The sequence below is a fragment of the Bradyrhizobium cosmicum genome, assembly GCF_032290525.1.
Lineage (GTDB): Bacteria > Pseudomonadota > Alphaproteobacteria > Rhizobiales > Xanthobacteraceae > Bradyrhizobium > Bradyrhizobium cosmicum_A.
The window spans coordinates 134095-157813 of record NZ_JASXTA010000018.1; the positions used below are offsets into that span (position 1 = coordinate 134095).

General features: G+C 60.9%; 25 protein-coding genes and 2 pseudogenes. 16 read left to right on the top strand and 11 right to left on the bottom strand.

Annotation, left to right across the window (positions count from 1 at the left end):
* Positions 1–33 precede the first annotated feature (33 nt).
* Positions 34–1182: pseudogene (locus tag QSV46_RS28615) on the bottom strand (HD domain-containing phosphohydrolase).
* Between the two features lie 287 nt (positions 1183–1469).
* Between QSV46_RS28615 and QSV46_RS28620 the strand changes: the two are divergent.
* From QSV46_RS28620 to QSV46_RS28650, 7 genes and pseudogenes are all read left to right on the top strand, one after another.
* Entirely contained in the window at positions 1470–1793 is a 324-nt protein-coding gene (locus QSV46_RS28620; protein WP_314959414.1) for an STAS domain-containing protein, read from the top strand.
* Positions 1793–2131: a response regulator gene (locus QSV46_RS28625; protein WP_314959417.1), complete on the top strand. Its 339-nt coding sequence runs from the start codon at positions 1793–1795 to the stop codon at positions 2129–2131. Before QSV46_RS28620 ends, QSV46_RS28625 begins: the two co-directional genes overlap by 1 nt.
* Positions 2076–2783, top strand: a pseudogene (locus QSV46_RS28630) (chemotaxis protein CheB); the annotation flags it as partial. The gene QSV46_RS28625 and the pseudogene QSV46_RS28630, both read left to right, overlap by 56 nt.
* 5 nt (positions 2784–2788) lie before the next feature.
* A complete protein-coding gene (locus QSV46_RS28635; RefSeq protein WP_314959420.1) occupies positions 2789–4513 on the top strand; it encodes a chemotaxis protein in 1725 nt (574 codons plus the stop codon).
* A gap of 146 nt (positions 4514–4659) precedes the next feature.
* Positions 4660–5121 (top strand): hypothetical protein, encoded by a 462-nt coding sequence (locus QSV46_RS28640; RefSeq protein ID WP_314959423.1) that lies wholly within the window; start codon positions 4660–4662, stop codon positions 5119–5121.
* Positions 5122–5230: 109 nt separating this feature from the next.
* Positions 5231–5515 carry a hypothetical protein gene (locus QSV46_RS28645; RefSeq protein ID WP_314959426.1) on the top strand — a complete coding sequence of 95 codons (285 nt, stop codon included), beginning with the start codon at positions 5231–5233 and terminating at the stop codon, positions 5513–5515.
* 402 nt (positions 5516–5917) lie between these two features.
* Positions 5918–7000, top strand: coding sequence for an acyltransferase (locus tag QSV46_RS28650; protein ID WP_314959429.1), 1083 nt, complete (start codon positions 5918–5920; stop codon positions 6998–7000).
* A 19-nt stretch (positions 7001–7019) separates the two neighbouring features.
* Here QSV46_RS28650 and QSV46_RS28655 read toward each other — a convergent pair whose 3' ends face one another.
* Together QSV46_RS28655 and QSV46_RS28660 are read right to left on the bottom strand one after the other, a co-directional pair.
* Positions 7020–7385: a VanZ family protein gene (locus QSV46_RS28655; RefSeq protein ID WP_314959432.1), complete on the bottom strand. Its 366-nt coding sequence runs from the start codon at positions 7383–7385 to the stop codon at positions 7020–7022.
* 210 nt (positions 7386–7595) lie between these two features.
* Positions 7596–7727 (bottom strand): hypothetical protein, encoded by a 132-nt coding sequence (locus QSV46_RS28660; RefSeq protein ID WP_314959530.1) that lies wholly within the window; start codon positions 7725–7727, stop codon positions 7596–7598.
* Between the two features lie 735 nt (positions 7728–8462).
* On the opposite strand from QSV46_RS28660, the gene QSV46_RS28665 reads away from it, so the two are divergent.
* Both QSV46_RS28665 and QSV46_RS28670 read left to right on the top strand, forming a co-directional pair.
* The gene (locus QSV46_RS28665; RefSeq protein ID WP_314959434.1) at positions 8463–8618 is read left to right on the top strand and encodes a hypothetical protein; all 156 of its coding nucleotides are present in this window, start codon (positions 8463–8465) and stop codon (positions 8616–8618) included.
* Between the two features lie 444 nt (positions 8619–9062).
* Positions 9063–9329 (top strand): hypothetical protein, encoded by a 267-nt coding sequence (locus QSV46_RS28670; RefSeq protein WP_314959436.1) that lies wholly within the window; start codon positions 9063–9065, stop codon positions 9327–9329.
* A 90-nt stretch (positions 9330–9419) separates the two neighbouring features.
* Here the strand turns inward: QSV46_RS28670 and QSV46_RS28675 are convergent, their stop codons facing one another.
* The 3 genes from QSV46_RS28675 to rfbA form a co-directional block, all read right to left on the bottom strand.
* Positions 9420–9626: a hypothetical protein gene (locus QSV46_RS28675; protein ID WP_314959439.1), complete on the bottom strand. Its 207-nt coding sequence runs from the start codon at positions 9624–9626 to the stop codon at positions 9420–9422.
* 86 nt (positions 9627–9712) lie between these two features.
* Entirely contained in the window at positions 9713–10777 is a 1065-nt protein-coding gene (gene rfbB / locus QSV46_RS28680) for a dTDP-glucose 4,6-dehydratase (protein WP_314959440.1), read from the bottom strand.
* 13 nt (positions 10778–10790) lie between these two features.
* Positions 10791–11678 (bottom strand): glucose-1-phosphate thymidylyltransferase RfbA, encoded by an 888-nt coding sequence (gene rfbA, locus QSV46_RS28685; RefSeq protein ID WP_314959526.1) that lies wholly within the window; start codon positions 11676–11678, stop codon positions 10791–10793.
* Between the two features lie 88 nt (positions 11679–11766).
* On the opposite strand from rfbA, the gene rfbC reads away from it, so the two are divergent.
* The 3 genes from rfbC to QSV46_RS28700 all read left to right on the top strand — a co-directional run bounded on the left by rfbC (position 11767) and on the right by QSV46_RS28700 (position 13760).
* Positions 11767–12321 (top strand): dTDP-4-dehydrorhamnose 3,5-epimerase, encoded by a 555-nt coding sequence (gene rfbC, locus QSV46_RS28690; protein WP_314959443.1) that lies wholly within the window; start codon positions 11767–11769, stop codon positions 12319–12321.
* Position 12322: 1 nt separating this feature from the next.
* Positions 12323–13219 (top strand): dTDP-4-dehydrorhamnose reductase, encoded by an 897-nt coding sequence (gene rfbD, locus QSV46_RS28695; RefSeq protein ID WP_314959446.1) that lies wholly within the window; start codon positions 12323–12325, stop codon positions 13217–13219.
* Positions 13220–13337: 118 nt separating this feature from the next.
* Positions 13338–13760, top strand: a complete 423-nt coding sequence (locus QSV46_RS28700) for a hypothetical protein (RefSeq protein ID WP_314959527.1) — start codon at positions 13338–13340, stop codon at positions 13758–13760.
* A gap of 6 nt (positions 13761–13766) precedes the next feature.
* On the opposite strand, the gene QSV46_RS28705 is transcribed toward QSV46_RS28700, so the two are convergent.
* Together QSV46_RS28705 and QSV46_RS28710 are read right to left on the bottom strand one after the other, a co-directional pair.
* On the bottom strand, positions 13767–14501 hold the full coding sequence (locus QSV46_RS28705) for a metallophosphoesterase family protein (RefSeq protein WP_314959449.1): 735 nt from the start codon (positions 14499–14501) through the stop codon (positions 13767–13769).
* 162 nt (positions 14502–14663) lie between these two features.
* The gene (locus QSV46_RS28710) at positions 14664–14942 is read right to left on the bottom strand and encodes a hypothetical protein (RefSeq protein WP_314959451.1); all 279 of its coding nucleotides are present in this window, start codon (positions 14940–14942) and stop codon (positions 14664–14666) included.
* Between the two features lie 343 nt (positions 14943–15285).
* Between QSV46_RS28710 and QSV46_RS28715 the strand changes: the two genes are divergently transcribed.
* Positions 15286–16710: an undecaprenyl-phosphate glucose phosphotransferase gene (locus QSV46_RS28715; protein WP_314959453.1), complete on the top strand. Its 1425-nt coding sequence runs from the start codon at positions 15286–15288 to the stop codon at positions 16708–16710.
* Between the two features lie 230 nt (positions 16711–16940).
* Here QSV46_RS28715 and QSV46_RS28720 read toward each other — a convergent pair whose 3' ends face one another.
* Positions 16941–18287, bottom strand: coding sequence for a cellulase family glycosylhydrolase (locus tag QSV46_RS28720; protein ID WP_314959455.1), 1347 nt, complete (start codon positions 18285–18287; stop codon positions 16941–16943).
* Positions 18288–18344: 57 nt separating this feature from the next.
* On the opposite strand from QSV46_RS28720, the gene QSV46_RS28725 reads away from it, so the two are divergent.
* Genes QSV46_RS28725 through QSV46_RS28735 form a run of 3 tightly spaced genes read left to right on the top strand, consistent with a single transcriptional unit; the run spans position 18345 to position 21384 of the window.
* The gene (locus tag QSV46_RS28725; protein ID WP_314959458.1) at positions 18345–19556 is read left to right on the top strand and encodes a glycosyltransferase family 4 protein; all 1212 of its coding nucleotides are present in this window, start codon (positions 18345–18347) and stop codon (positions 19554–19556) included.
* Entirely contained in the window at positions 19553–20290 is a 738-nt protein-coding gene (locus tag QSV46_RS28730) for a class I SAM-dependent methyltransferase (protein ID WP_314959461.1), read from the top strand. Before QSV46_RS28725 ends, QSV46_RS28730 begins: the two co-directional genes overlap by 4 nt.
* A gap of 20 nt (positions 20291–20310) precedes the next feature.
* Positions 20311–21384, top strand: coding sequence for a glycosyltransferase family 1 protein (locus tag QSV46_RS28735; RefSeq protein ID WP_314959463.1), 1074 nt, complete (start codon positions 20311–20313; stop codon positions 21382–21384).
* Between the two features lie 85 nt (positions 21385–21469).
* Here QSV46_RS28735 and QSV46_RS28740 read toward each other — a convergent pair whose 3' ends face one another.
* Positions 21470–22585, bottom strand: coding sequence for an acyltransferase (locus QSV46_RS28740; RefSeq protein WP_314959465.1), 1116 nt, complete (start codon positions 22583–22585; stop codon positions 21470–21472).
* Positions 22586–22638: 53 nt separating this feature from the next.
* Positions 22639–23505, bottom strand: coding sequence for a glycosyltransferase family 2 protein (locus tag QSV46_RS28745; RefSeq protein WP_314959466.1), 867 nt, complete (start codon positions 23503–23505; stop codon positions 22639–22641).
* Positions 23506–23719: the final 214 nt, after the last annotated feature.

Consider the following 23719-nt stretch of genomic DNA (forward strand, 5'->3'; position numbering starts at 1 on the left):
AGCCGCGGCAAGCTGTTGGCCGAATGTATAATGTCAGGGGGCCGGGACGGCCTCAGGCGAGCGGTGCTCGACCGGATGGCCCTCCGCCGCACTCTCTATAATGGATAATGGGAGTGAGAGGAGCCTCGGCCTTCTGATACTGTGTCGTCTGCCGGCCGGCAGCGATCTCCATGACCTCGTCCCAGCGCGACAGGAAGGCCTCGACACAGGCCGGGTCGAACTGCCGGCCCTGGTTCTCGACCAGATAGGTGCGCGCCTCGTCCAGCGGCATCGGCTCTTTATATGGCCGCCGCGTCGTCAGGGCGTCGAAGACGTCGGCGACCGCGACCACGCGCGCGGCGACGGGGATCTCGTCCGCCCTGAGGCCGCTCGGATAGCCCGCGCCGTCCCAGCGCTCGTGATGTCCTGCTGCAATTTGCGCACCGAGCTGGATCAGCTCGCAGTTCGAGTCCGCGAGGATCTTCTCGCCGATCGTCGCATGGGTGCGGATCACCGCCATCTCGTCTTCGGTCAGCTTGCCGGGCTTGAGAAGGATGCTGTCGGGGATGGGCGACCTTGCCGAGATCGTGCAGGGGCGCCGCCAGATAGATGTCACGGCAGAGCCGGGCCGGCAGGCCGAGTTGCTCGGCAATGATGCGGCTGTAGCGGGCGGACCCGCAACGCGTGCTCGCCGGTGTCGTTGTCGCGGTACTCGACCGCGAGCGCGAGCCGCAGGATGATCTCCTCCTCGCGCTCGCCGAGCTTCTGGGTCGCGGCCGCGACCGCGCTCGCCAGATCAGCGGCGCGATCGTTCTGCTTGCGTACGGCTGCACCGAACCGCACCAGATTGCCCAGGCGCACCGTCATCTCGACGCTCTGCGGCTGTTTGGGCAGGAAATCGGTTGCACCAGCCTGCAGCGCTTCCATCTTGATGTCATCGGTCTGCCGCGAGGTGATCATCGCGATCGGGATGTCGGCGCAGCCGGGCAGGGCGCGGAAGACGCGGATGAAGCTGATGCCGTCCATATGCGGCATCTCGTAGTCGACCAGCACGAGGTCGAAGACGCGTTCGCGCGCACAAGCCAGCGCTTCGACTGGGTCGAGGAACGTCGTGGCCTCGACCAGGCCTTCGGCTTCGATATGACGTTTCAGGAAATTGAGGACAGAGCGGCTGTCATCAACCAGAAGCGCTTGGGTCAGCATCGGCGGCCGGTCTCGTTCGGATGGCGAGGCATGATCCAACGAATAGCCGTTGCAATTTAACGCGGAGCAAACGTTCGACCGGTTGCGAAATGCCTCATGACTGCGCGCAGCGCATGAGATTTGTGCGGGCCATGCACGTCTGCATGCATACGCGAAGTTTTTCCATATGTGACCCGTAGTTGTACGGTGGGGCCCATTAGGGTTTTGCACACTCTCCATTGCGAAAAGTCGTGGCGCGGGATTCGCGCCATGCGTGCAGCGAATCCCCTTGGAATTTTGGGGGACGAATGTCGTCTGATGTCACTGAGCCGAAGTGGTCCCTACGGCTGCCCGCGGATTGCAGCATCGCTGCGATCCGCAGCGTCTATGACCTGATCCGCGAAGCGTTCGGCCGGCAGGACCGGCTCGAGATCGATTGCTCCAGCGTCGACAAGGCCGACGTGACCTCGATCCAGCTTCTGCTGTCGACCGCCAGGACGGGCGAGGCCCAGGGCCGCCCTGTCGTGCTCACATCATTCTCCCAGTCCCTGCGCAACACCCTTCGCCGTGCCGGCTTCGCCAGCGAGGCGATGATCGATCAGCACTTCCCGCAAAAGAAAGATGGCACCTGATGGCCACGATTCTCACGGTCGACGATTCCCCCAGCATCCGTCAGATGATCAAGGTGGTGCTCGAGCCGGCCGGTCACAACGTGATCGAGCCCGGTGACGGCGCGCAGGGACTCGCCAAGGCCCAAGCCGGCAAGCTCGACCTCGTCATCACCGACCTCAATATGCCCGTCATGAACGGGCTGGAGCTGATCCGCGCGCTGCGCAAGCTGCCGAGCGCGGTCGGCATGCCCATCGTGTTCCTGACCACCGAATCCAATGACACGGTGAAGCAGGAAGCCAAGAGCGCGGTCGGCGGCGCGTGCGCGGGTGCGTCCGCGTGCCGAACGGCGGGCCATTGAGAAGAAGCTGACGGCCGACGCGATCATCCCGCCGCCGATCCAGGGTCGGTCGCGGCCGACGACGGAAGGCATCGTCTGCATCGGCGCCTCCACCGGGGGCACGGAAGCGCTGAACGACGTCCTGGAGATGCTGCCGGCAAGCTGCCCGGGCATCCTCATCGTGCAGCACATGCCGGCGGGTTTCACGGCAGCCTTTGCCAAGCGTCTCGACAGTGTCTGTCAGATCCGGGTTAAGGAAGCCGAGGACGGCGAGCAGGTGTTGCCGGGCCGGGCCTATATCGCGCCGGGCGCCCGCCACATGCTGCTTCAGCGCATCGGGCTCCGCTACCAGATCGCGATCAAGGACGGTCCACCGGTGTCGCGGCATCGCCCGTCGGTCGACGTACTGTTCCGCTCGGCGGCCCAGCATGCCGGCGCCAATGCGCTCGGCGTCATCATGACCGGCATGGGCGATGACGGTGCGCGCGGCATGCTGGAGATGCGCAAGCTCGGTGCTTCGACGCGCGCGCAGGACGAAGAAAGCTGCGTGGTGTTCGGCATGCCCAAGGAAGCCATCGCCCATGGCGGTGTCGAAAAGGTCGTTGCGCTGCACCAGATCCCGCGCGAGATCATGCTCTGGTACCAGGCCGGGCACAGCGCACTGACAGGTTGATCGCGATGTCCGCTATTCCAGCCCACACGCTCTCCGAGGCGACCGCTGCGGTCGAGGATGTCTCGTCGCGGATCGAGGACGTCTTCGCGCGGGTCGGTCAGGAGCTCGGACGTGGCCACCTCATCTTCAAGGAGTTGAACCAGGGCCTCGCAACGCTCTCCGAGGAGCTCTCCGGCGCCGAGATCGAGGGTGCCGCGACCGCCCTGCAGGAGATTTCCGCGCGGCTCGGCGAGCTGGCAGAGGCACTGCCGGCCGAGAGCACGCTGCTTGCGACCATTGGTACGAGCACGGCGGAAGCATCCTCGCTGCTCAAGCCGCTATTCAAGCACATCCAGATGATCACGATCATCGCGCGCAGCGCCAGGATCGAGGCGGCCTCGCTCGACGGCGACCGCGAGGGCTTTCTCGCTTTCACGCAGGAGGCCTACGATCTCGGCAAGGCGGTGCAGCACTCGATCGAAGGCTGTGCGCGGGATCAGCAGCGCCTCTCCGAGGCGGTCGCGACCGCATCCGGCCGGCAGAAGGAGTTCGAGGGCCGCTACGGCAAGCAATTGGTGTCGGAGAGCACCGCGCTTGGCGAGGCCTATTCCGGGCTGCATGATCAGCGCCGCAACAGCGGTCAGCTTGCCAATCTTGCGAGCGCCAGCACAAAAAAGATCGCCGAGGCGGTCGGCGGTGCGATCATCTCCTTGCAGGCCGGCGACAGCACCCGGCAGCGTCTCGAGCACGTCTGTCACGGCCTTGGCATTGCGTCGGGATCGTCCACGAGCCTCGTTCCCGAGCGGGTTGCGAGCGGCGACGGTGCGCGCGCCATCTGCCAATTGCAGGCGGCCCTGCTCCGGGACGCCCAGCGCGAATTCGGCGGCGACATCGGCCAGATCGTTCGCGCGCTGACGGCAATCCTGCACGATGCAGGCAGCGTCGTCGGCCACGGCCGCACGCTGTTCGGCGGCGCGGAGGGCGGCTCATCCTCGTTCCTGACGCGCATCAAGCAGACGCTGGCGCATGCCTCGACCCTGATTGCGACTTGCGAGAGCGCCGGCCGGTCGGTCGACGAGGCCCTTGCCATCGTCGAGGACACGCTGGCGAAATTTCGTCAGGCGATCGCCGGGCTCGCCGAGGCGACCGTCGACATCACTTTGATCGGCATGAACGCCGGCCTCAAGGCGAGCCATCTCGGCAGCCGCGGCAGCGCCTTCGTGGTGATTGCCAACGAGCTCAAGGCGACCGCGGACCAGGTTTCGGCGGGCGCGGGACGCTTGCGGGCCGTGCTCGACGGCATCGAGCGTTCGGCAAAAGAGCTGAAGGAACTCCGCGTGCAGGGTGATCCCACGCAGCTCGCCAAGCTCGAGCCGCAAATCCTCCAGGCGCTGCGCGAGGTCGAGACCGGCAACGAACGGCTCGGCAAGCTGATGAGCCGGCTCGTCGATGAAGGCGCGGAGTTCGAGGGGCTGATGAATTCGGCGCAAGGCCTGATGAGCTCGCTGGGTGAGAGTTCCGCGACATTGCCGGGGGTTGCCGCGCGCCTCGAGACCGCGAGCGCGGGTGCGCAGCGGCCACAGCCGGAGCCGCAGGACCAGGCGACGCTCGACGGTCTCTTCACGCGTTACACCATGGAGCGCGAGCGGCACGTTCACCGCGAATTCCTGCAAATGCTGGGTCTTGCGGTCGCCGCCACGCGCCGCGTCGAGGCGGTCGAGGCCGCGGATGACGGCATAGAATTGTTTTGACGTTCGCCGCCGGCCTTGTGCGTCGGCGGCAATTTGACGGGTCGGCTTTGCAGGGCGTTAACCGTGGCGGAATGCGCGCCACGTTGGTCATTGTCGCGCCCCAGAGTTGGTTGCAAATACCAGTGAATTTTACGACGGATGTTTCCATGATGAGAGACGGCAAATACGCGGCGTGGTTCAGGACACCGCGCGCCCAGGGCACGGGCATCGTGCATCTGGCGGACGGACGCATCTCCGGCAGCGACAGCTTCTTCACCTATGGCGGCTCTTATCAATTCAATGACGACCGGCGCTTCACGGCCGTCCTGACCACGCGGCGGTATGCCGAGGGTCCGCCGACCGTGTTCGGTCTGGACGAGGTCGAAGTCGAACTCTCCGGCGTGTGCAGCGGCGCGATGGCGACCTGTTCGGGAACGGCCAGGCAAGCACCCGACGTGACGTTCGAGGTGACGCTGATCTACAGCCAGGAAGATGCGCCGGCAACCGACGCCAAATGCGCGGTCGTGAAGTTCAATGCTGACAAGCTGTCCAAGGGACTCGAGAAGGGGCCCGACAGCCGTTCCCGGTCGCGCCATCCGTTCGCACCTGGCAAGACGCCGGTGTCTTAGTTTTGCATTGACGCTGTTGTCGCGAAAACACGGCGGGATCGCACTGCGGCAATACTGCTTTTAGAGGTGAAGTCTAGGTAGAGGCCCACAACAAAAGACGGACAGGGACATGCCTCAGATCTGGATGACGTACGACGAACTCGCGACACTCAGCGGCTGCAGTGCCGCCGAAGCCCGGCTTCAGGCATCGCATCTCTCGCTTGATCGTCGCAAGAGCCGCGACGGGAACACTCGCGTCAAGCTGAACCCCGCCTTGATGGCCCGGTTCTTCGAAACCATTCGCGAGGCCGAATTCGATCTTGATGATGCGATCGCGGCGTTGCGCGATACCCATCGGCAGATGTCGGGGGTTCTCCCGGCGGAGCGGGGCGGCCTCAAGCGCGGAGTGGCGTAAGCTCGCGGCTACGGCAGACGGCCATTTTCGAATCAGGCATGATTGCCCAGCCGGAATTTGGCGCAACGACCGGAGCTCCCCCGGACTAGGATGCCATGACCTGGCAGGTGCGATACTTGTTACTTGTGGCGCGCCCGCCCGGCAAATCCGGCATCGCTCTTCCGTTCAAGTCGGCGGAAAGCCCGATCCAGGGCACTGTGCCCCAAGCGAGGCGCAAGCTGCGGAATTTCTGACAGGCAAGTGGTACGCGACTCGCCACACGGCGGCCAATCCCGGCGGCGAACCGCTTTGGCAGATGCTGTCCCGCCGCGGGGCGCCATTGCCAAGATTGCTCTTGGCTCACCTTCAATTTCTCGTATTATTGCGAGCGTTTTTTATGTGTTTCCGAACGGCGTGTGAACAATGATACCTCGGGGAAGCCGGCACTATCCCATTCTTGATGTTTATCGCGCTATCGCATCATTTGCCGTGGTTCTTTACCATATTGCCGGATCCCTTCAGATCGCAAGCATGGCAAGTCACGCGTATGTTGCCGTTGACTTTTTCTTCCTGCTGAGTGGTTTCGTCATCGATCGTGCATACGGCAGGCGTTTGGAAGATCGGTCATTCAAGCTCGAATTTCTGTTGCTGCGTTTCGTCCGCCTTTGGCCGATGATCGTTCTGGGCACCCTTGTCGGTGCGGTTGTTTCGATTGGCGGTCTCCTGAGGGGGCATACGCTGGACCTGAACCAGATGGGCCTGGTGCTGGCGTTCGGAGTGCTCCTGTTGCCCTTTGGCCGAATGCCCCTGACCGCATCGATCTTTCCGTTCGATGGGCCTCTTTGGTCTCTCTTCTATGAAGTGGTGGCAAATGTCGCTTACTGTTTCGTGTTTCGGTGGTTGCGCATACCGGTACTCTCAATACTCGTGGTTCTTTTCGCGATCGCTCTGGTCGCGGTGTCGCTCGAAAAGGGCGATCTCGAATTGGGTGCAAGAACTGGAGAAATGTCCGTTGGTCTGCTCCGTGTCGGCTTTTCATTTTTCGCCGGCGTCTTCATATCGAGGATCGGAACGGCGTCGAGCGTCGGCGGTACTGCGGCAATCACCTCCGTCGCGGTCTTGATTGGTGTGCTGTTCGTACCTCTTCCCCAGCACGCGATCTATGATGTCGCATGCATTCTTGTCGTATTTCCGCTCTTGATATGGGGGAGCGCCGAGACAGCCGTGCCGCCGGGCTGGAGGCAGGCCTGTAGTTTCGTTGGCGAGCTTTCCTATCCGCTGTACGCGTTGCACTACCCGATCACGCGCATCTTCTTCTATTTTCAGGACACTCTCGCCCTCGGCAAGACGGCGCTCGCCTTTTCGATCGTGCTGGAGGTGATCACTTGCCTCGGCGCTGCCTATGTTGCGACGAAATTGGTCGATCAGCCCGTGCGCAATTGGCTCGGCTCAAGGGTCGAACGCATTCGTTCGCCGCGTGTGGCTCCGCTGGCCGGCAGAACCTAGCGCGCGCAGGCGCTTGCCACTAGGCTGGCGGCCGCGGCAGGAAAGCCAGAATCGTCTGGGCGAGAATGACGCCGAAGGCACCGCCGGCGGCCTTTTGCAGCACATCGATAAGGCGGGGATCGCGGTCGGGTGTCAACGCCTGGAAAACTTCGAGCGCGACCGCGACGGCAATCACGAAGGCGCAGGCCAGCCTGATGCGGCCGGGAAGCAGGAAGGACAGCAGAAAGCCCAGCAGACCGTAGGCGCTGAAACGCTCGATGACCACCACCCAATAGCCTTCAGCGTGTCCGATGAGCGCCGGCCTGCCAGCGAGTTTGACAAGCGTTGCATAGACAATAAGCGCAAGGCAGATGACGGCAGCTGTGATGAGATGGTTTTGACGCATTGCAGCATCATAATCGTTCGATCGGAGCCACGCTTCCGAAAGCCGAGAATATCGTTAAAGTTTCGAAGGGCGTCCTTGAACCGGTGTTCAAACGGCGTGTGTGGCTCTCGGGCTTGCAAGGCGCCGCATCCACCGTGCTCGTATGTCCGAAACTTGCGTCAACGCAACCGCGCTTCTGCTCCGGCTTGGGCTGGATCTTTTTCGCCGCCCTTAGCGCTTCTTCGTGCCCTTCGATTTCAGCGACAGGCCGAGCCGCAGGGCCATGCGCTTGATGGCGTCGGGCGATCGCCCTAGCTGTCTCGCCGCTTCCTCCAGCGAAGCCGAAGACTTCGCGAGTTCCATGAGCCGGCGATCCTCCTTGAACGACCAGGGCCTGCGCGCCATAACCGAAACGATCCTCTCGTTGAAATAACGACAAAGCCGCCAAGCGGACCATGTTCGCTCGACGGCCTTGCTTGGGTGGGGCCTGGGGGAGCCCGGTTCGAAGATGGATAAGCGATAGGGAGGAGTACGCAACAAACAACGCGAATTAAGCTAACCGCTCAACCTTACCCGCATGAAATTGATGCGTGTTGCTCCGTATAACCACGGACATTCTCATCAGCCGCGATCGATCCGCGCGCATCAGCGATCTCGGTCAAGGATATTCTGCCACCACGTCCGGCCTCGAAGGCCGGCCGGAACGCTCGTTGGCCGCGCCGGCCATGTGCCGTTGTGCAGACTGGGTCCGGTCGGGAATCCGCAGAGATCGCTTCGGCGCGCGCTCACGCCAGCAGTGATGGCGGCAAGGATGGATCGCGCCTCATCCCCTCTGTCGCCGGCTCCTGCGCGAGAATAGGAATCGTTGCCGCGCATCCCGAGTGGCAAACCATGACCGTCAACTCGAGCGAATCACGATCGAGCCCACATGCGTTATCATCTTGATAGCGCGAATTGGAATGTGTCGATGGCGGCGCGAGCCTACAGAGTCGATCTCGACGAGCAGCATTGCGCTGCTCTCAGGCGAGCCGTCACGAGATCGTCCAATTCACCCGGCTATGATCGCGCCAACAGCAACGAACCGTTCAGAAGATCGAGATGCTTCAGAAAGCGCGGGCGGCGTTCCCTTTCACTAAGCTCAGAGAACGGGCATTTGAAGGTGCGTTTTTCAGCGTAGCGCTGATCGCGATGGCAGGCTGGGTCTACTTCATCACGCTATTGTTGGTGAGACTCTTTCTCTGGTTCTTCGCTTGACGCAGACGAAACGATCAGTTCGCATGCATTGTGCCGCCAAAAAAGTCGCGGCCTGACGACAAAATCAGCGACCCTCATCATGATGTCGACACAACTCAAAGCTGAAAATGCTGCGTCACGAAGACAACACGCTCGGCAACTGGAAGAGTTCAGAATGACTGTAGTTGCGATCCTGTTTTCGCTTCTCGCCGGCTTTGGTGGAGGCTATGCGACGCGCGGGTGGCGATCGCGCAGGCGCAGGGTGCGTCATCCGCTCTATCAGCCTTACGATCCGGCCTTGCCTCCGCAAAGCGCGTCCCCGGTGCGGGGGTGGCGAGCATTCTGAACAAATGCAACCTTGGATACGATCGATGATGGTCGCCCTTGTCATTCCGCTCCTGGGCATGCGGAACTCTCGCAGCCTCCGCACCGCCGTCTCGGCCACAGGCATGATTGGAAGCTGCCATGACTAGGCCAACAAACAACGCTCACCGGCGATATTTCGTCGATGCCGCGGGCCGGCGTGTTCTGATCGGTCTGACGCGTGAGGAAACATTCGAATTCGAGCGGCTTGATAGCAGGTTGGTGCTCGGTCCGGTGGATGGCAAGTCCGAGCCGGACGGCCACGAAATCTGGCTCGCTGCCGGCGAGCAGCGCTGGGCGGAACTCCACGAGAAGCATGAGGGGGCCTGGAAGGCATGGATGGTGCAAAACGCACCAACCAATTCATAGTCTGATCAGAGACAGGTGGTCGTGCGGCGCTCGATCATTGGGCGCCCCGGACGTCGAAATTGGTGTCCGCAATCCGGTCAAGTCGGGAAACTAGGTGCAGTCGTCCTGACCAGATGGCGCCGCGAAAAGCTTCGCAAGGCAATCCACACCCATTCCGCGTTCGTCTGCATCGAGAACATGCCGCGCGATGACGTGCCGAAACTTCCATTCAGGTCGTTCAAATTGATCCGCGGCCCAAATCTGCGGCTTCGGGCGCCCGTCGAGGCCGCGGATCCACACGAAGTAGTATTCGTCCATTTCCGTGCGGCTTTCGCATTCAGCGCCGACAGTCCGCCAACGTCATGCACGTCGGCACGGCCCTTCGCACAGGGACGTCAACGCGGTTAGCCCAGGCCGATGCGCTTTTGCTGATAGCCGCGACCGAGAATGTTCTCCCACCAAATCCGATTGTCGACGAACCACCGGACGGTCTTGGCCAGGCCGCTCTCGAAATTCTCGTCCGCGCGCCATCCAAGCTGGTCTTCGAGCTTCGAGGCATCGATCGCGTAACGGCGATCGTGCCCTGGACGGTCGGGGACGAACGAAATCAGGCTTCGCCGGGAACCTGCCCCGGACGGCGAAATTTCATCCAGCAGATCGCAGATGCCTTCCACGACGTGAAGATTGCTGCGCTCGTTTCGTCCGCCGACATTGTATGTTTCACCGACCAGGCCCCGCTCGAGCACGAGCGCAAGCGCCTTGGCATGATCCTCCACGTAGAGCCAGTCTCGAATATTCTGCCCGTCGCCATAGACCGGCAACGCTTCTTCGGCGAGCCCCTTGATGATCATGTGGGGGATGAGCTTCTCGGGAAAGTGATAAGGCCCGTAGTTGTTCGAGCAGTTCGTTACCATCGTGGGCAGTTCGTAGGTCTCGCGCCAGGCGCGGACCAGATGGTCGGACGAGGCTTTGCTCGCCGAATAGGGCGAGTTCGGTGCGTAAGCGGTCGTCTCCGTGAAGTAACCGTCCTTGCCGAGCGAACCGAACACCTCGTCGGTCGAGACGTGAAGGAAGCGGAACCGCGAACGGCGATCCGCTGACATGCCTTTCCAATACCGCAGGGCTTCCTGCAGCAGCGTGAACGTGCCCACGATATTGGTCTGAATGAATTCTCCGGGCCCATCGATCGAACGATCGACATGGCTTTCGGCCGCCAAATTCATGACCGCGTCCGGCTGGTAGCGTTCGAACAGCTTCCTCAGCGAGGGCGCTTCGCAAATGCACTGCTTCTCGAACGCATAGCGCGGATTGCCCGCGGCGTTGGGGATCGACTCGAGATTTGCCGCGTAAGTGAGCTTGTCGATGTTGACGACGCGCGCGTGCGTGTCGCGAAGAAGATGACGGACGACTGCCGAGCCGATGAACCCTGCACCGCCGGTGACGAAAATCGTGGAAGCTTCAAAACGCATGAGTCGTGTTGCCTCAATTCAGACCGTGAGCGGCGAAGGAACGCGCAACCGATTGCAGATACTGGCCATAGCTGCTCTTGGCGGTCTTCTCGGCAACCTTCGCGAAGGCTTCCAGGGAAATGTAGCCGCGCCGCAGAGCGATTTCTTCCGGGCAGGCGATGCGCAATCCCTGTCGCTGTTCCAAGATCTGCACGAAGTGACTGGCTTCGACCAGGGAGCCGTGCGTTCCGGTGTCGAGCCAAGCAAACCCGCGCCCAAGCACCTCGACGAACAGGTCGCCGCTGTCGAGATATGCATTGTTCACGTCGGTGATCTCGATCTCTCCGCGCGCGGAAGGCTTGATCTTCGCGGCGATGTCGAGCACGCGATTGTCATAGAAATAGAGACCGGTCACGGCCACATTCGACTTCGGTCGCGCGGGCTTCTCTTCGATCGAGCGTGCGCGCCCGTCGGCGCCGAATTCGACTACGCCATATTGCTCGGGCGTGTTGACGACGTAGCCAAAGATCGTGGCGCCGCCCGTGCGTGCCGCGGCCTTGGCGAGCAGTTCGGGAAGCCCGTGTCCGTAGAAGATATTGTCTCCAAGAACAAGAGCGACTGAGTCCTGTCCTACAAACTCGCGGCCTACGATGAAAGCGTCGGCGAGCCCACGCGGGGTTTCCTGCGATGCATAGGAAAATTTGAGGCCGATTTCCGTTCCATCGCCGAGCAGGCGCTGAAACAGCGGCTTGTCCTGCGGCGTGGAGATGATGAGAATGTCGCGGATTCCAGCAAGCATCAGGGCCGACAGCGGATAGTAGATCATCGGTTTGTCAAAAACCGGAAGCAGTTGCTTCGACACCACAGTCGTGACGGGATAAAGGCGCGAACCTGTTCCGCCAGCGAGTATTATTCCCTTCATCGGCCCTCTCTGGTTTGCCAGTGGGAAAATATCAGATAGAGTGCGCTGCACAAGATTATTATCAGTGCCGAAGCCTGAAGTCCTGCGAATGAACGTTTACACGACACATCTACCCGAAGTTTTGATCGTCGAGCCGAGGCTATTCGGCGATCAGCGCGGCTTCTTCCTGGAGTCGTATCAATTCGAGCGATACGTGCAGAATGGCATTACGTGCCCGTTCGTGCAGGACAATCTTTCGCGCTCGCGTTTCGGAGTATTGCGTGGGTTGCATCTGCAAAATCCCGCTACGCAGGGCAAACTGGTCACGGTGCTTCGCGGTCGTGTTCTGGATGTCGCAGTCGATGTCCGTGTAGGTAGCCCAAACTTTGGGCGGCATGTTGCCGTTGAATTGAGCGAAGACAATCGCAAGCAATTGTGGGTTCCTCGTGGCTTCGCCCACGGTTTTGCCGTTCTCTCCGAGACGGCCGATTTCTTCTACAAATGCGACGAGCTCTACAGTCCGAAGGATGAAATCTCCGTGCGCTGGAACGATCCAGCCATCGGCATCGATTGGGGTGTCGCAGAACCGTCACTTTCGCCCAAGGATGCCGAGGCGCCGCTGCTGGCGGACGTGAAGGGGCTCCCCCGCTACGGCGAGGTCTGACATGAAGATTCTTCTGACTGGCGCCGGAGGGCAGGTTGGTGGCGCGCTGCTGCGATTGCTTCAGGACCGCGCGAACATCGTTGCGCCGACTCGCGAGGCGTTCGACCTGTCGCAACCGGCGGAACTCGCTGAAAAGCTGGACTCGATCGGGCCGGATCTGATCATCAATCCCGCGGCTTACACGGCCGTCGATCGCGCGGAAGACGAGCGCGAGATGGCATTTCGGGTCAACGCTGAATCACCTGGCGTCATGGCCCAATGGGCCGCGCGCCGCCGCGTCCCGCTGGTGCACTTCTCGACCGACTATGTCTTCGACGGCTCGGGCGAGGGTCCGCGGCGCGAGGACAGCACTCCGCACCCGCTCTCAGCGTACGGCGAGAGCAAGCTTGCCGGCGATCGGGCGATTGCGGAGGCGGGTGGTCCTCATCTGATCGCGCGCACATCCTGGGTTTATGCCGCGACAGGAGCGAATTTTCTCAAGACGATCGTGCGGCTGGCAGGAGAACGGGAAGAGTTGCGGATTGTCGCCGATCAGATTGGTGCACCTACAACTGCGGATGCGATCGCGCGCGCGATGGTTGCGATGCTGCAACCAGCGGACGAGGATATTGCCGCAATGCTTGAAAGGCGGGGTGGGGTGGTCAACCTGGTCTGCACCGGCGAGACAAGTTGGCACGGCTTTGCGACCGCGATCGTTTCCGGGCTGAAGTCTCGCGGGGCGAATTTCGCCGTAAAGCAGATCGTTCCAATCGCTTCGAGCGAATTTCCGGTCAAGGCGAAGCGGCCGTTCAATTCCCGTCTGGACCTGACGCGTCTGCGGGAACGGTTCGATATCGTGATGCCGGCCTGGCAGGAGGCGCTCGATCGCGAGCTGGACGCTCTCAAGGCAACGGTGTGATTGTCTTTGTCTCCGCCGCCTTTCCCGGCGAATGGGGCGGAATGATCCGGGACTTCAATGTTTGTTAACCATCCGGAGCCATTTTCCGGTTTGGCGCTTCAAACCGGAAAATGCACGCATGTTTCAACTCTTCCTGCGGGCCCGCACCCATAACTTCCTGAAAGACCGTTTCGGGGGAGAGCAGACCTTCCGGGCGCGCTCGCCTGAGCGTGACGCCGAAACCGATCGCACGCGCGTCGAAGCGATCATGACCGCGATCGAGGACTCCCTGCACGCGGCGGAGCGGGAACAGTCGGGCTTGAACCGCCGGGTTGAAGACGTGCTGGCGCGTGCCGCGGTGACCTTCGGCAATGGCGATGACGAATATCTCGAGCGCGAGGCGCTCGACAATCACCACCATGATCTGTTCGACAAGGAGATATTGAACGGCCAGCGCCGGCTCAAGGAGCTTGGCGCATCGATCGCTCATTTCAAGTTTCTCAAGGCGGCGATGCTGAGCCGTTTCCCGGAATACCGGCCTCCGGCCAGTCCGACCAATTAGCTGAAGCTAGATTGCGAGCATGCTGTTGCCCTGGATTGACAGCAGCGTCAGGTTTCCCGTGGCATAGGCCCCGGTATCAATGTTGGCACGGTTATCGAGCAGCTCGGCCTGCTTCACCGGCGTATGGCCGTGCACGACATATTTGCCGAAGCGCCGCTTGCTCTGGAGAAATTCGTCCCTGATCCACAGCAGGTCCTGCTCGCGCTGCTCGGAGAGCGGAATTCCCGGACGCACCCCTGCATGGACGAAGAAGAAGTCGCCGCATGTGAAGGTCGGTCGCAACTGACGCAGGAACGCGATGTGCTCCGGCGGCATTACGGATGTGAGCTCGCGCACGAGATCGGACAACTCGTCCTTGCCGAGGCCGGGTGCGGCCGACACGCCGTACGACATCAGGGTCTGGAGCCCGCCGAACTGAAACCATTCGGCGGCGCGGGAGGAATCTTCCAGCACCGAGGTGAAGTAGGCCTCGTGATTGCCCTTGAGAAAGACCGTGTTGCGGCGGCGGCTGCGGCTGATCAGGAGGTCGAGGGTATGACGCGAGTCCGGTCCGCGATCGATGTAGTCACCGAGGAAGACCTCGATCGCGCGATAAGGCCGGCTGTTGGCCATGTCCGCATCGATCACGGCGAACATCTGTTCAAGCAGATGCGCGCAGCCGTGTACGTCGCTGATCGCATAGATACGCACGCCGTTCGGTAGCTTCGGCCGCGGCGAATTTCGGGGCGCAGGTGTGGACATGGAGTCCAACTCTTTCAAAGAGCTTCCCCCGAGATGTCAATATGCTATCGGAGAATTTAGGTGCCACGAGGAGCTTTTTTCTCCGCCTTACCGGCGAGCGCTCCTTTGGTCGCCTGACCAGTCATCGCTCCAGCGAACCACCGATCCCCGGCATGCGCCAGGCTAGCCGAAGCCGTGGCTGTCGAACGATGGCGCAGTCTTGCCGCGATAAGCCGATGCCCGCGCGCGAACCAGAGCCGCGCCGCAGTAATAGCCGAGCTGAAGCACCGACGCGAACACGATGATCGTCACAACCGTGTGAGCCGTAGCATGTCCCTGCCAGGCGGAGACCGCACCGATGATCGCCCCACTGAAGACGATGGCGGGCGGCAGAATGAAGATTCGGAATCGGCCCCCCAGCAACGATCCGATCAACAGGCTAAAGGCGACAACGGTACTCACGACGCAACTCCTCGAATTGGTCACGAGTGTTAATGGCATCGGCCTAATATCGGCTTAAGCGGAATGGTTGAACAGCCGTTCAAATGCGCGCGAAATTCTGCGCAAATGTGCCGCGGTTTGATCATAAACGCGGCGAGATGCCCGCTAATTGTCACGTGTGTGACAGGACTTTGAGCATTCCAATGTTGCGGCGCTGTGCTGCATAAAAATCGATTTGATTTTTTCGTTGCACTGCCGCAATGTCGCTTTGTTTAGTTAAGATATACTTTGTCTCACATCGACAATTTCGATCGGTTTGCTCGCAATTCTCCATTGTGAGGCGCGACGAGGCAGCGAGGTTCGGATGGCTGTAGCAACTTACGGTTCGGAAAATCATTATTCGGCTATATCGTACCGACGCGGTGCCCTTCAACGACCTCTCCAGATCGCGCTGATCGCGGGTGATTTCGCAGCCATCCTGCTCAGCTATTTCGTGGCGAACGGCCTTTACCGTGTGCTCGTGGCCGAGCAGGATTCGTCCGTCGGCGCCGGTCTCGTGGTCGGCGCGGTGTTCGTCACGATCGCTTACTTCCAGGGCGTCTACGATTATCATCGTTTGCTTGGTACCGTCTGGCAGCTGCGCAAGGCGCTGGCGGTCTGGCTGATCTCGCTGACCATTCTGGCGGTCGAGGCGTTTCTGCTCAAATCCTCTGCGGAACTGTCGCGCGGGACCACGTTGTTGTTTGCCGCGATCGGTGTCGTTGCCTTGGGCGGGCTTCGCGTATTGTGGCGCGTGGCGCTCACGTCGAGCTATGCCAAGGGTCGCCTCGTCGACCGGAAAGTGGTGCTGCTCAGCCTCAAACCCCTCGATTTCACCTCGAGCCGCTTCAAGGATCTGCGCAAGCACGGCTTCAACGTCGTGCGGCACTTCGTGCTCGAGCCTTTCGAAGAGGGCGCGGGATGGGATCGCGAGATTCGCGACATCACGCGTCAGGCGCGCGCGGCGGATGTGGAAGAATATCTCCTGGTCGTCGACTGGGACGAAATGCCTCTTCTCCAGAAGCTGAGCCAGCACCTGCGCGTCGTTCCCCAGCCGATCCGCCTTCTGCCGGATTTCCCGATCGCCGATCTGGTCTCGCGTCCGTTCCAGCCGGTCAGCGGCACGGTCGCGATCGAGATTCAGCGCGCGCCGCTGAGCGTGTTCGAGCGGGCGCAGAAGCGCTGCCTCGACATCGGGCTTGCCTCGTTCGCGCTGCTGCTGCTGGCGCCACTGATGATCACGGCTGCAATCATGATCAAGCTCGATTCCAAGGGCAACGTGATCTTCAAGCAGTCCCGGCGCGGCTTCAACGGCAAGCAATTCGATATCTGGAAGTTCCGCTCGATGACGGTGGCGGAGAACGGTCATGTCGTCACGCAGGCGACGAAGAGCGACGCGCGCGTGACCCGCGTCGGCCGCGTGCTGCGGCGGACCAGCATCGACGAACTGCCGCAGCTCTGGAACGTTCTGCGCGGCGAGATGTCCCTGGTGGGACCGCGCCCGCATGCGCTCGCGCATGACAATTATTACGATCCGATGATCAGCAACTACGTCTACCGCCACCACATGAAGCCGGGCCTGACGGGTTGGGCCCAGGTCAACGGATTCCGCGGTGAAACGCCGACAATCGATCTGATGGAAAAGCGCGTTGAATACGATGTCTGGTACGTCAGCAACTGGAGCATCTGGCTCGACATCAAGATCATCTTCAAGACGGCGCTGGCCTTGATCCATCAGGAAGCGTACTGACGGCACGCTGTATGTCGCCGGCCAACGGCCGGTGAAGGGCAATCGCTACCCGCGGCAAGTGGGATCGTGCCACCGATCGCATTCATGCCGTCGCAATCAGCTGGCTTCGGCTCCGACGTAGCTTGCCGTGGGGCCGCATCTCGCACCGTTATCGTGTAGAACCATTTTCTCCCCGGCGTGCCGCGGTTGGCGCGGCACGCCGGGTGTGGCTGGGAATCTGCCGACCGGGATCAGCGATCCAATGTGGCCTTGAGCTCGAATGGGGCTTTCGTCGGCAAATTGATGACGACCGGGGTCGGCCCCAGCCGTATCGTGTTCGACCTTGCTCCCTGCTGGCACAATGGCGCGAATTCCGCCTCCGTACCGCCAGGAAGTTCGAACGTCGCCGAGGAGTTGTCTTGCGAGGTCCAGGCGATCAGCTGTTTTCCTGCCGGCGTCGTTGTCTCGATCACGAATAGCCCGGGGAAGGGTTGCTCGAGCCTCATCGGGCCCGCGCCCTTGATGACACGAATGGCCTCGCGGGTCGCGCATGCAGCAGGTTTTGGCGCCAACGCGTAGTCGTACAGGCCGAAATTGTCTTCGAGCGCGGCGGGATCCTGACCTTGATCCTTCATTTGGTAGATCCAGGTCCCCTTTATCCAAGGCGTGGCCGCCGCCCAGAGCAGGAATTGCGCGATGTTGTTCGCGGCCGTTTGCGTGGAAATGGGGCACATCTTCGACGTCGTCGGCCATCCGACCTCCGTGACGTAGATGGGGAGGTTCGATCCGGCCGCGTCCAGCAATTTCCGCAGGGTGCTGACTTGACGTATCGCAGCCTCGGCGGTCCGGTTGGACGCCTCGCGCTCGCAATGGTTGTAGAGGTGAACGGACAAGCCGTTGGCACCTTCCAGTGCTCCGGACCGAACGAGCGCCATGGTCCATTTCCAGTCCGGGTCCATTCCGACCGCCCCGACCAGCACCTGTGCCTGAGGCGCCACGCTGCGTATTTTGGCGACCGCTTCCTTCGCGAGGGCGGAGTAATTGGCCGCCGCGCGCGGATCGCTCGGATCGCCTTCGCCGATCAGGAAAGGGCGCCCCAGCACGGCGTTCATATTCCATTCGTTCCAGATCTCGTAAATCGGATTGCGCTTGGCGGTCGCCAGAACGGCCTTCGCCGCAAAGTCGCTGAAGTTCTTTCGGCCCACGTCGGTCAGCGGAGGCTGGCCGTCAGGAACGAGCGGATTTGGGTGACCCAGGATGAGCAATGGCCTTGCCTGGGTCTGGTCGAGAAAATCAAACAGCTTGGCTGGCTCTCGGGCTACTGGCGTTGTGGCACCGCCGGCCGCCGGCGCGGCCCGAAACAGGCTCCAGGCAAGATCGTCCCTGACTGAATCGAAGCCATCGGAACGCAACACCTGCGCAGACTTTTGAGGAGAATAGCCATATTCTCCCCCTATCCCGAAGTGCACGCCAAGTCCGATGATCGGCCGCTCGGCCCGTTCGGGCAACGGTTGCTTGCCAACCCAGAAGGATGTCGTTTGATTGGCAGCATAGATTTTGCTGAAGAGCAGACCTGCTGCGATGAATGCAACCGCCAACCCAATTTTCGCAGCTCGGACCATCTTCGCCTCTATTGTGTCAGGTAATGAACGTACATGCGGATTCTCTTCGTTTCAGCCTTCTTCCCGCCCTTTGTCCAAGGCGGAGCCGAAATCTCTGCGCGCAATCTGGCGGCGTGGCTCCATGCAAACGGCCATGAGGTTGCCGTCCTGACCACAGCACCGACGCCCGCGGATGAGGTGAGGGGGGCGATCGTTGACGGTCTCAAAGTCTGGCGCTTTCATATGCCTCGGCCGTACACCGTGTTTGAAGCGGCTCAGAAATCCGGTTTACAGAAGTCGGTCTGGCACCTTCAAGACCATTTTGATCCCCGTAACGAACGGATCATGCGTCAGGTGCTCGATGAGTTTAGTCCCGATCTGGTCAATATCCACGTCCTGCAAGGCGTCGGTTGGAATGCCCTTCGCGTGATCGGTGCGAAAAACATCCCCGTCGTCGTCACGCTGCACGATCTTAGCCTCGCTTGTGTGAGGATGGCGATGTTCAAGGCGGGCCGGGAATGCGAACGTCTATGCGCGCCCTGCGCGTTTTCGTCCAAAGCGAAACTCGCGTTTCTCCGCTCCGTTCCACGATTGGGATTCGTGTCGCCTTCGCTCGCCATTCTTCGCCGTTTGTCGGCGCTGCAACCGCTCCAGGGCTGGGCCCAGGCCCATATCCTGAATCCCAACAAACCGCCGAGCCCGACGGTCGAGAGAAGCGCGTCCAGGACCGTCCGCTTCCTGTATGTCGGGCGCCTGCATGAATCGAAGGGGCTGTATGTTCTGCTCCAGGCCATCGAGCCGCTGGCGGCGCGCCATGAGTTCAAGCTGACGCTGGTGGGGACCGGCCCCAGCGAAGACGATCTCAAGCGGCGCTTTGGCCATCATCGCTGGGTCGAATTCACCGGGCATGTCTCGGTGCAGGAAGTCAGCAACCGGATGACGCAAAGCGACCTCCTTCTCGTGCCGTCGATATGGTTCGAAAACTCGCCCGGCGTGATCATCGAGGCTCTCGGGCGCGGCCTTCCTGTCATGGGAAGCAACGCGGGCGGAATACCGGAGCTCGTGACACATGAGAAAAACGGTGTTCTTGTGGAGGCCGGCGATGTAAGAGCCTGGAGCGCGGCGATAGAAGGAATACTTGATCATCCGGAGCGTCTCGACGCGTATAAGGACAGCGCTGACGCAGCCATGCATGAATTCAATCAGGACACTTTGGGGCGGCGAGTTGTTGCCTTCTACGAAAAAGTGAGGACGCAACCGGCATGAATTCCACCTCGACAGAGCAGCCGGTGGCCGGCGCAACAAGCAGGTACAGGCAGGACGACTACGCGGTCGACAATCCGGAATGGCACGAGGACGACGCGCCGTGGAAGGCTGCGCATATCCGGACGATTTTGCAGCGTAACCACATCCAGTGGAGGACGCTTGCCGACATAGGCTGCGGGACGGGTGCGATTGTTGGAGCTCTCTCCAAGCACTACCCGCAATCGAGAATGGAAGGATTTGAGGTCTCGCCCTACGCTCACGACCTGTCGCGCAAACGGGCGTCGGAAAACCTGAGCTTCAGCATGGAGAATGCTTTCCAATGTGGGAAGCAGTTCGACGTGGCCATGGCAATTGACGTGGTGGAGCACGTGGAAAACCCCTTTGAATTCCTCAGGGCGATGCGGACGATGTCTCGTTGGCAGGTCATCCACATTCCGCTCGACATGAATGCTCTTGCGGTCGGGCGCGGTTGGGTGTTGCCCGAAGCGCGTCGCTCGCTGGGGCATATCCATTATTTCTCCCGGGACAGCGCGTTGTCGATGATCGCGGAATCCGGCCTGGAGACAATCGACAGCTTCTATACGGCCTGGGCCATCGACCAATCGTACAAGACCTGGAAGAAGCGGTTGGCCGCATGGCCCCGGCGATTGGCGTTTCGTGCCGCTCCCGATGCCACGGTTCGACTTGTGGGCGGATGGTCCCTCATGGTTCTCAGCCGTTCGACCCTGGCGTAAGCCCGCGAAGTCATCGAAACATGGCTGAGGTCTTCCTGAACGGACGGTTTCTCTCACAATCGCTGAGTGGTGTTCAGCGATTTGCCGCGGAAATCGTCAGGGCAATCGATCAATTGATCGATCGGCAGCAACTGCCTGCTCGGCTGAGCGATGCAAGCTGGACCCTCCTGGTGCCTTCGAATGCCGAGGAACGTCTGGCGCTGAAGCACATCCGTATCGAAAGGGTCGGAACGCGAACCGGACATGTCTGGGACCAGATCGATCTCGCAATGGCGGCGCGTCACGGTACGCTCATCAGCCTCGCCAATTCCGGGCCCGTGCTCCATCGTCGGCATCATATCGTGATTCATGATGCGCAGGTCTTTCGCCATCCCGAGTTTTTCAGCCGCAACTATGCGTCCTTCCATCGCGGCCTTGGACGGCTCTACGCGAGGACCGCGAACCTCATCACCGTATCAAGGTTCTCCCGGAGCGAGCTCTCGGCTGTCCTCGGTATCCCATCTGATGCCATCACGGTCTGCTCGAACAGTGCGGAACATCTGGCCGGGGTCAAACCGGACTCTTCGATACTCGAGCGGTTCGAGCTCGGGCCGGGCAAGTATTTCCTGGCGATCGGGTCGACGAAAAAGAACAAGAATATCCGGCTCGCAACCGACGCGATCAAGTCGATCCCGGTATCCCATCGGCTCGTAATCGTCGGCGCGGAGGATGAGCGCGTATTCCGGCACTCCGATCAGATCGCCGATGAACGAGTGGTGCGTGTCGGGCAGATCTCCGATGAGGCGATCGCCGCACTGTATCAGCACGCGGCGGCATTGATCTTTCCAAGCTTCTATGAAGGCTTCGGCGTGCCGCCGCTCGAGGCGATGCTATTCGGCTGCCCGGTGATCGCTTCGGACATCGCCGTGCTACGCGAAATCTGCGGTGACGCGGCCGAATATTGCAGTCCGACCGATGCAGGCCAGTTGTCGCGTCTGATGCTCGAGCGGATCGAGAAGGGACCGCTGTCTGCGGTCGAGCGACAACGTCAGGCCGGCCGGTTGACACAATATACCTGGACCGCCTCGGCTCTTGCGCTGCTGAATTCGATATAGTCGCGTCTCATGCCACGGGCGCGCGGCGAACAGCCTGAGGCAGCAATCGCGATCTGAACTACACCAAGGTAAATGGCAGCGACGACTAGTCAGAAGACGGTGCCGGAGCTCGTCCCTGGTAGTTCGAGGCGACCGTCGCGGTCCTGGGGGGGGCAAACAGGTTCTGCATCGTACGGGCATTCAGCAGGGGGGCTTCGATCAGGCGATGGAAAGCAAAGGCCGCCAGCTGGCAGATGACCAGGATCGCCACAAAATACACGGCGTGCGGTATCGCGATCGATTGGTCGACTTTGACCGCGATCTTCACGAGCAGCGAGATCAGTGGATAATGGATGAGATAGAGCGCATATGACGCCGCTCCTGCCTCCTCCAGCGGGGCAATTCGCCGGTTCAGGTATGGCATCGAGCACACGCCGTGGATGATTCCCGCCGCGCCAAGCCCGAACAGCAGAAGCTCGGCCTTTGCGGGAATCTGCTTCGAGATTCCAAAGTAGAACGTGACGGTGAAGACGATCAGGCCGGCGAAAAGGAAATACGGGCCGCCAGCGGAATGGCCGCGAACATAGAGCCACGCAATGCCGACCCCTGCCAGGAAGAGCAGGTGGTTGTTGCTGAAGATGAAATCGATCAACCAGCCTTTTCCGTCGATCAGAGCGAGCGGCAGGCCGGCAAGGCCCCAGGCGATCAGAAGGGCGAATCCGATTTTTCGGTTCCACAGGAAGACGGCGAACATCGCGTAGAAGAGAATTTCGTGGCGAAGTGTCCACTCCGTAGCCAGGATGACCTCTTCCTTCACGGGCAGGATCAGCAGCGACAGGATGACGTCGCTGCCGCTCGGCACTTTCGTGGAAAAGCCGAGGAATGACAGGATGATCAGGGGAACGAGCACGATCCAAAGCGACGGATAGAGGCGGCGAAAGCGCTTTGTCGCGAACCGGGCGATGGCGCCGCCGTTACCTTCGAGATCGCGATGATGCGCCAGGTAAATGACGAATCCGCTCAGGACGAAAAACAGCTGAACGCCCGAATGGCCCGCCTTGAACAATGGAAACGTGCCGACGCCGAAATATTTCGGCATCAGCATAGTCACCTCGCAGTGATAGGCCACGACGAGCAGTGCCGCGATGCCACGGATCCAGTTCAACTGCAGCAGTTGTCCTTGCCTTGGCACCTTAGTTTCTCTCGGAAGTTCGGGCTTCATGAAAGATGACTTCCCTCGTCAAGTCGCAGCGTGAGAATGCCGATGCCTGAAGCTCAGCCCGTACGCTTGGTGATCCTGTCCACGCCAGGGGGCCGGAACAGCGGCACGGCAAAGCGCGACTTGAACAGAAGGAGGCTGCGAATGTGCGTCCTTCCTGCGAATGTGAGAGGACCGGCGGCGCTCGACCGCTGATGGTCGTGAACGAGCTTGGCTCCGGGGATGCCTTTGATCGTGTGTCCCGCCCGCCAGAGGCGAGCGCAGAGGTCGACGTCCTCCATGTACAGGAAATAGCTCTCGTCCATTCCCTGGATCTGCTCATATGCGGTGCGCCGGACGACAAAACCCGTCCCCATCACCCATTCCGCATCGAACGGCTTTCCGCTCTCCCAGGCGTCCTTCATCAGGTGCTTTTCGGTGCGCCCGGGCACCAAGGCTCCGATCCAGTCCACGCGCCGGGCAAGAACGTCGAACACCGAGTAGAAGCGCCGGGCCGAGAATTGCCGGCTTCCGTCGGGATTGACGAGGTCAAGCCCGACCAGGGCGGTTTCGGGATTCCGCTCCATGAAGTCAACAACGCGAGCGACGCTGTTGAACTCGAAATAGGTGTCAGGATTCAGGACGAGAAGATAATCGGCGGTGGTTTTCGCAACGCCCAGATTCACGCCGGCTCCAAAACCGCCATTGTGGTCGGCGACGACCGTTCGAATGTCGGGCAGGGCCTTGCGTACTTCGTCGATCGAGTTGTCGCCGGAACAGTTGTCCACGACCAGCACGTCGTCCGAATCCACCACGCCATGGTCGAGCATCGACTTTACGCAGCGAATGGTCAGTCGAGCGGTTCTGAAGTTGACGATGACCGCCTGGAGCTTGCCAGAACTGCTCATCGGGCGAGATTCCTGCAGAGTTGAAGGCTTAGCCATGCAAAAACGTGCTCGCTATGACAAGCCGCGTCCATGGTGGGATTGCCGCCTCGGTGTGACGTCACAACTGCTGCTGATCCTTTGCATGGATTCCGATTTTCCCGGATGTGCTCGGCGGCTCTTCTCGGTCTTGATGCGGTCATACCATAACTTTCCGAATGACCCCCGTCACAAACTCAGCCGGAGAGCCTCTATTTTCAGCGAGAATCTGCAT

Excerpts from the sequence above, each read along its gene's own strand:
- rfbD (WP_314959446.1), top strand. The coding sequence starts at position 12,323 with ATGAAGATTCTTCTGACTGGCGCCGGAGGGCAGGTTGGTGGCGCGCTG.
- rfbC (WP_314959443.1), top strand. The coding sequence starts at position 11,767 with ATGAACGTTTACACGACACATCTACCCGAAGTTTTGATCGTCGAGCCG.
- QSV46_RS28735 (WP_314959463.1), top strand. The coding sequence starts at position 20,311 with ATGGCTGAGGTCTTCCTGAACGGACGGTTTCTCTCACAATCGCTGAGT.
- QSV46_RS28650 (WP_314959429.1), top strand. The coding sequence starts at position 5,918 with ATGATACCTCGGGGAAGCCGGCACTATCCCATTCTTGATGTTTATCGC.
- QSV46_RS28725 (WP_314959458.1), top strand. The coding sequence starts at position 18,345 with ATGCGGATTCTCTTCGTTTCAGCCTTCTTCCCGCCCTTTGTCCAAGGC.
- QSV46_RS28745 (WP_314959466.1), bottom strand. The coding sequence starts at position 23,505 with ATGGCTAAGCCTTCAACTCTGCAGGAATCTCGCCCGATGAGCAGTTCT.
- QSV46_RS28635 (WP_314959420.1), top strand. The coding sequence starts at position 2,789 with ATGTCCGCTATTCCAGCCCACACGCTCTCCGAGGCGACCGCTGCGGTC.
- rfbB (WP_314959440.1), bottom strand. The coding sequence starts at position 10,777 with ATGCGTTTTGAAGCTTCCACGATTTTCGTCACCGGCGGTGCAGGGTTC.
- QSV46_RS28715 (WP_314959453.1), top strand. The coding sequence starts at position 15,286 with ATGGCTGTAGCAACTTACGGTTCGGAAAATCATTATTCGGCTATATCG.
- rfbA (WP_314959526.1), bottom strand. The coding sequence starts at position 11,678 with ATGAAGGGAATAATACTCGCTGGCGGAACAGGTTCGCGCCTTTATCCC.
- QSV46_RS28705 (WP_314959449.1), bottom strand. The coding sequence starts at position 14,501 with ATGTCCACACCTGCGCCCCGAAATTCGCCGCGGCCGAAGCTACCGAAC.
- QSV46_RS28625 (WP_314959417.1), top strand. The coding sequence starts at position 1,793 with ATGGCCACGATTCTCACGGTCGACGATTCCCCCAGCATCCGTCAGATG.
- QSV46_RS28670 (WP_314959436.1), top strand. The coding sequence starts at position 9,063 with ATGACTAGGCCAACAAACAACGCTCACCGGCGATATTTCGTCGATGCC.
- QSV46_RS28660 (WP_314959530.1), bottom strand. The coding sequence starts at position 7,727 with ATGGAACTCGCGAAGTCTTCGGCTTCGCTGGAGGAAGCGGCGAGACAG.
- QSV46_RS28740 (WP_314959465.1), bottom strand. The coding sequence starts at position 22,585 with ATGAAGCCCGAACTTCCGAGAGAAACTAAGGTGCCAAGGCAAGGACAA.
- QSV46_RS28645 (WP_314959426.1), top strand. The coding sequence starts at position 5,231 with ATGCCTCAGATCTGGATGACGTACGACGAACTCGCGACACTCAGCGGC.
- QSV46_RS28700 (WP_314959527.1), top strand. The coding sequence starts at position 13,338 with ATGTTTCAACTCTTCCTGCGGGCCCGCACCCATAACTTCCTGAAAGAC.
- QSV46_RS28640 (WP_314959423.1), top strand. The coding sequence starts at position 4,660 with ATGATGAGAGACGGCAAATACGCGGCGTGGTTCAGGACACCGCGCGCC.
- QSV46_RS28655 (WP_314959432.1), bottom strand. The coding sequence starts at position 7,385 with ATGCGTCAAAACCATCTCATCACAGCTGCCGTCATCTGCCTTGCGCTT.
- QSV46_RS28620 (WP_314959414.1), top strand. The coding sequence starts at position 1,470 with ATGTCGTCTGATGTCACTGAGCCGAAGTGGTCCCTACGGCTGCCCGCG.
- QSV46_RS28665 (WP_314959434.1), top strand. The coding sequence starts at position 8,463 with ATGCTTCAGAAAGCGCGGGCGGCGTTCCCTTTCACTAAGCTCAGAGAA.
- QSV46_RS28730 (WP_314959461.1), top strand. The coding sequence starts at position 19,553 with ATGAATTCCACCTCGACAGAGCAGCCGGTGGCCGGCGCAACAAGCAGG.
- QSV46_RS28675 (WP_314959439.1), bottom strand. The coding sequence starts at position 9,626 with ATGGACGAATACTACTTCGTGTGGATCCGCGGCCTCGACGGGCGCCCG.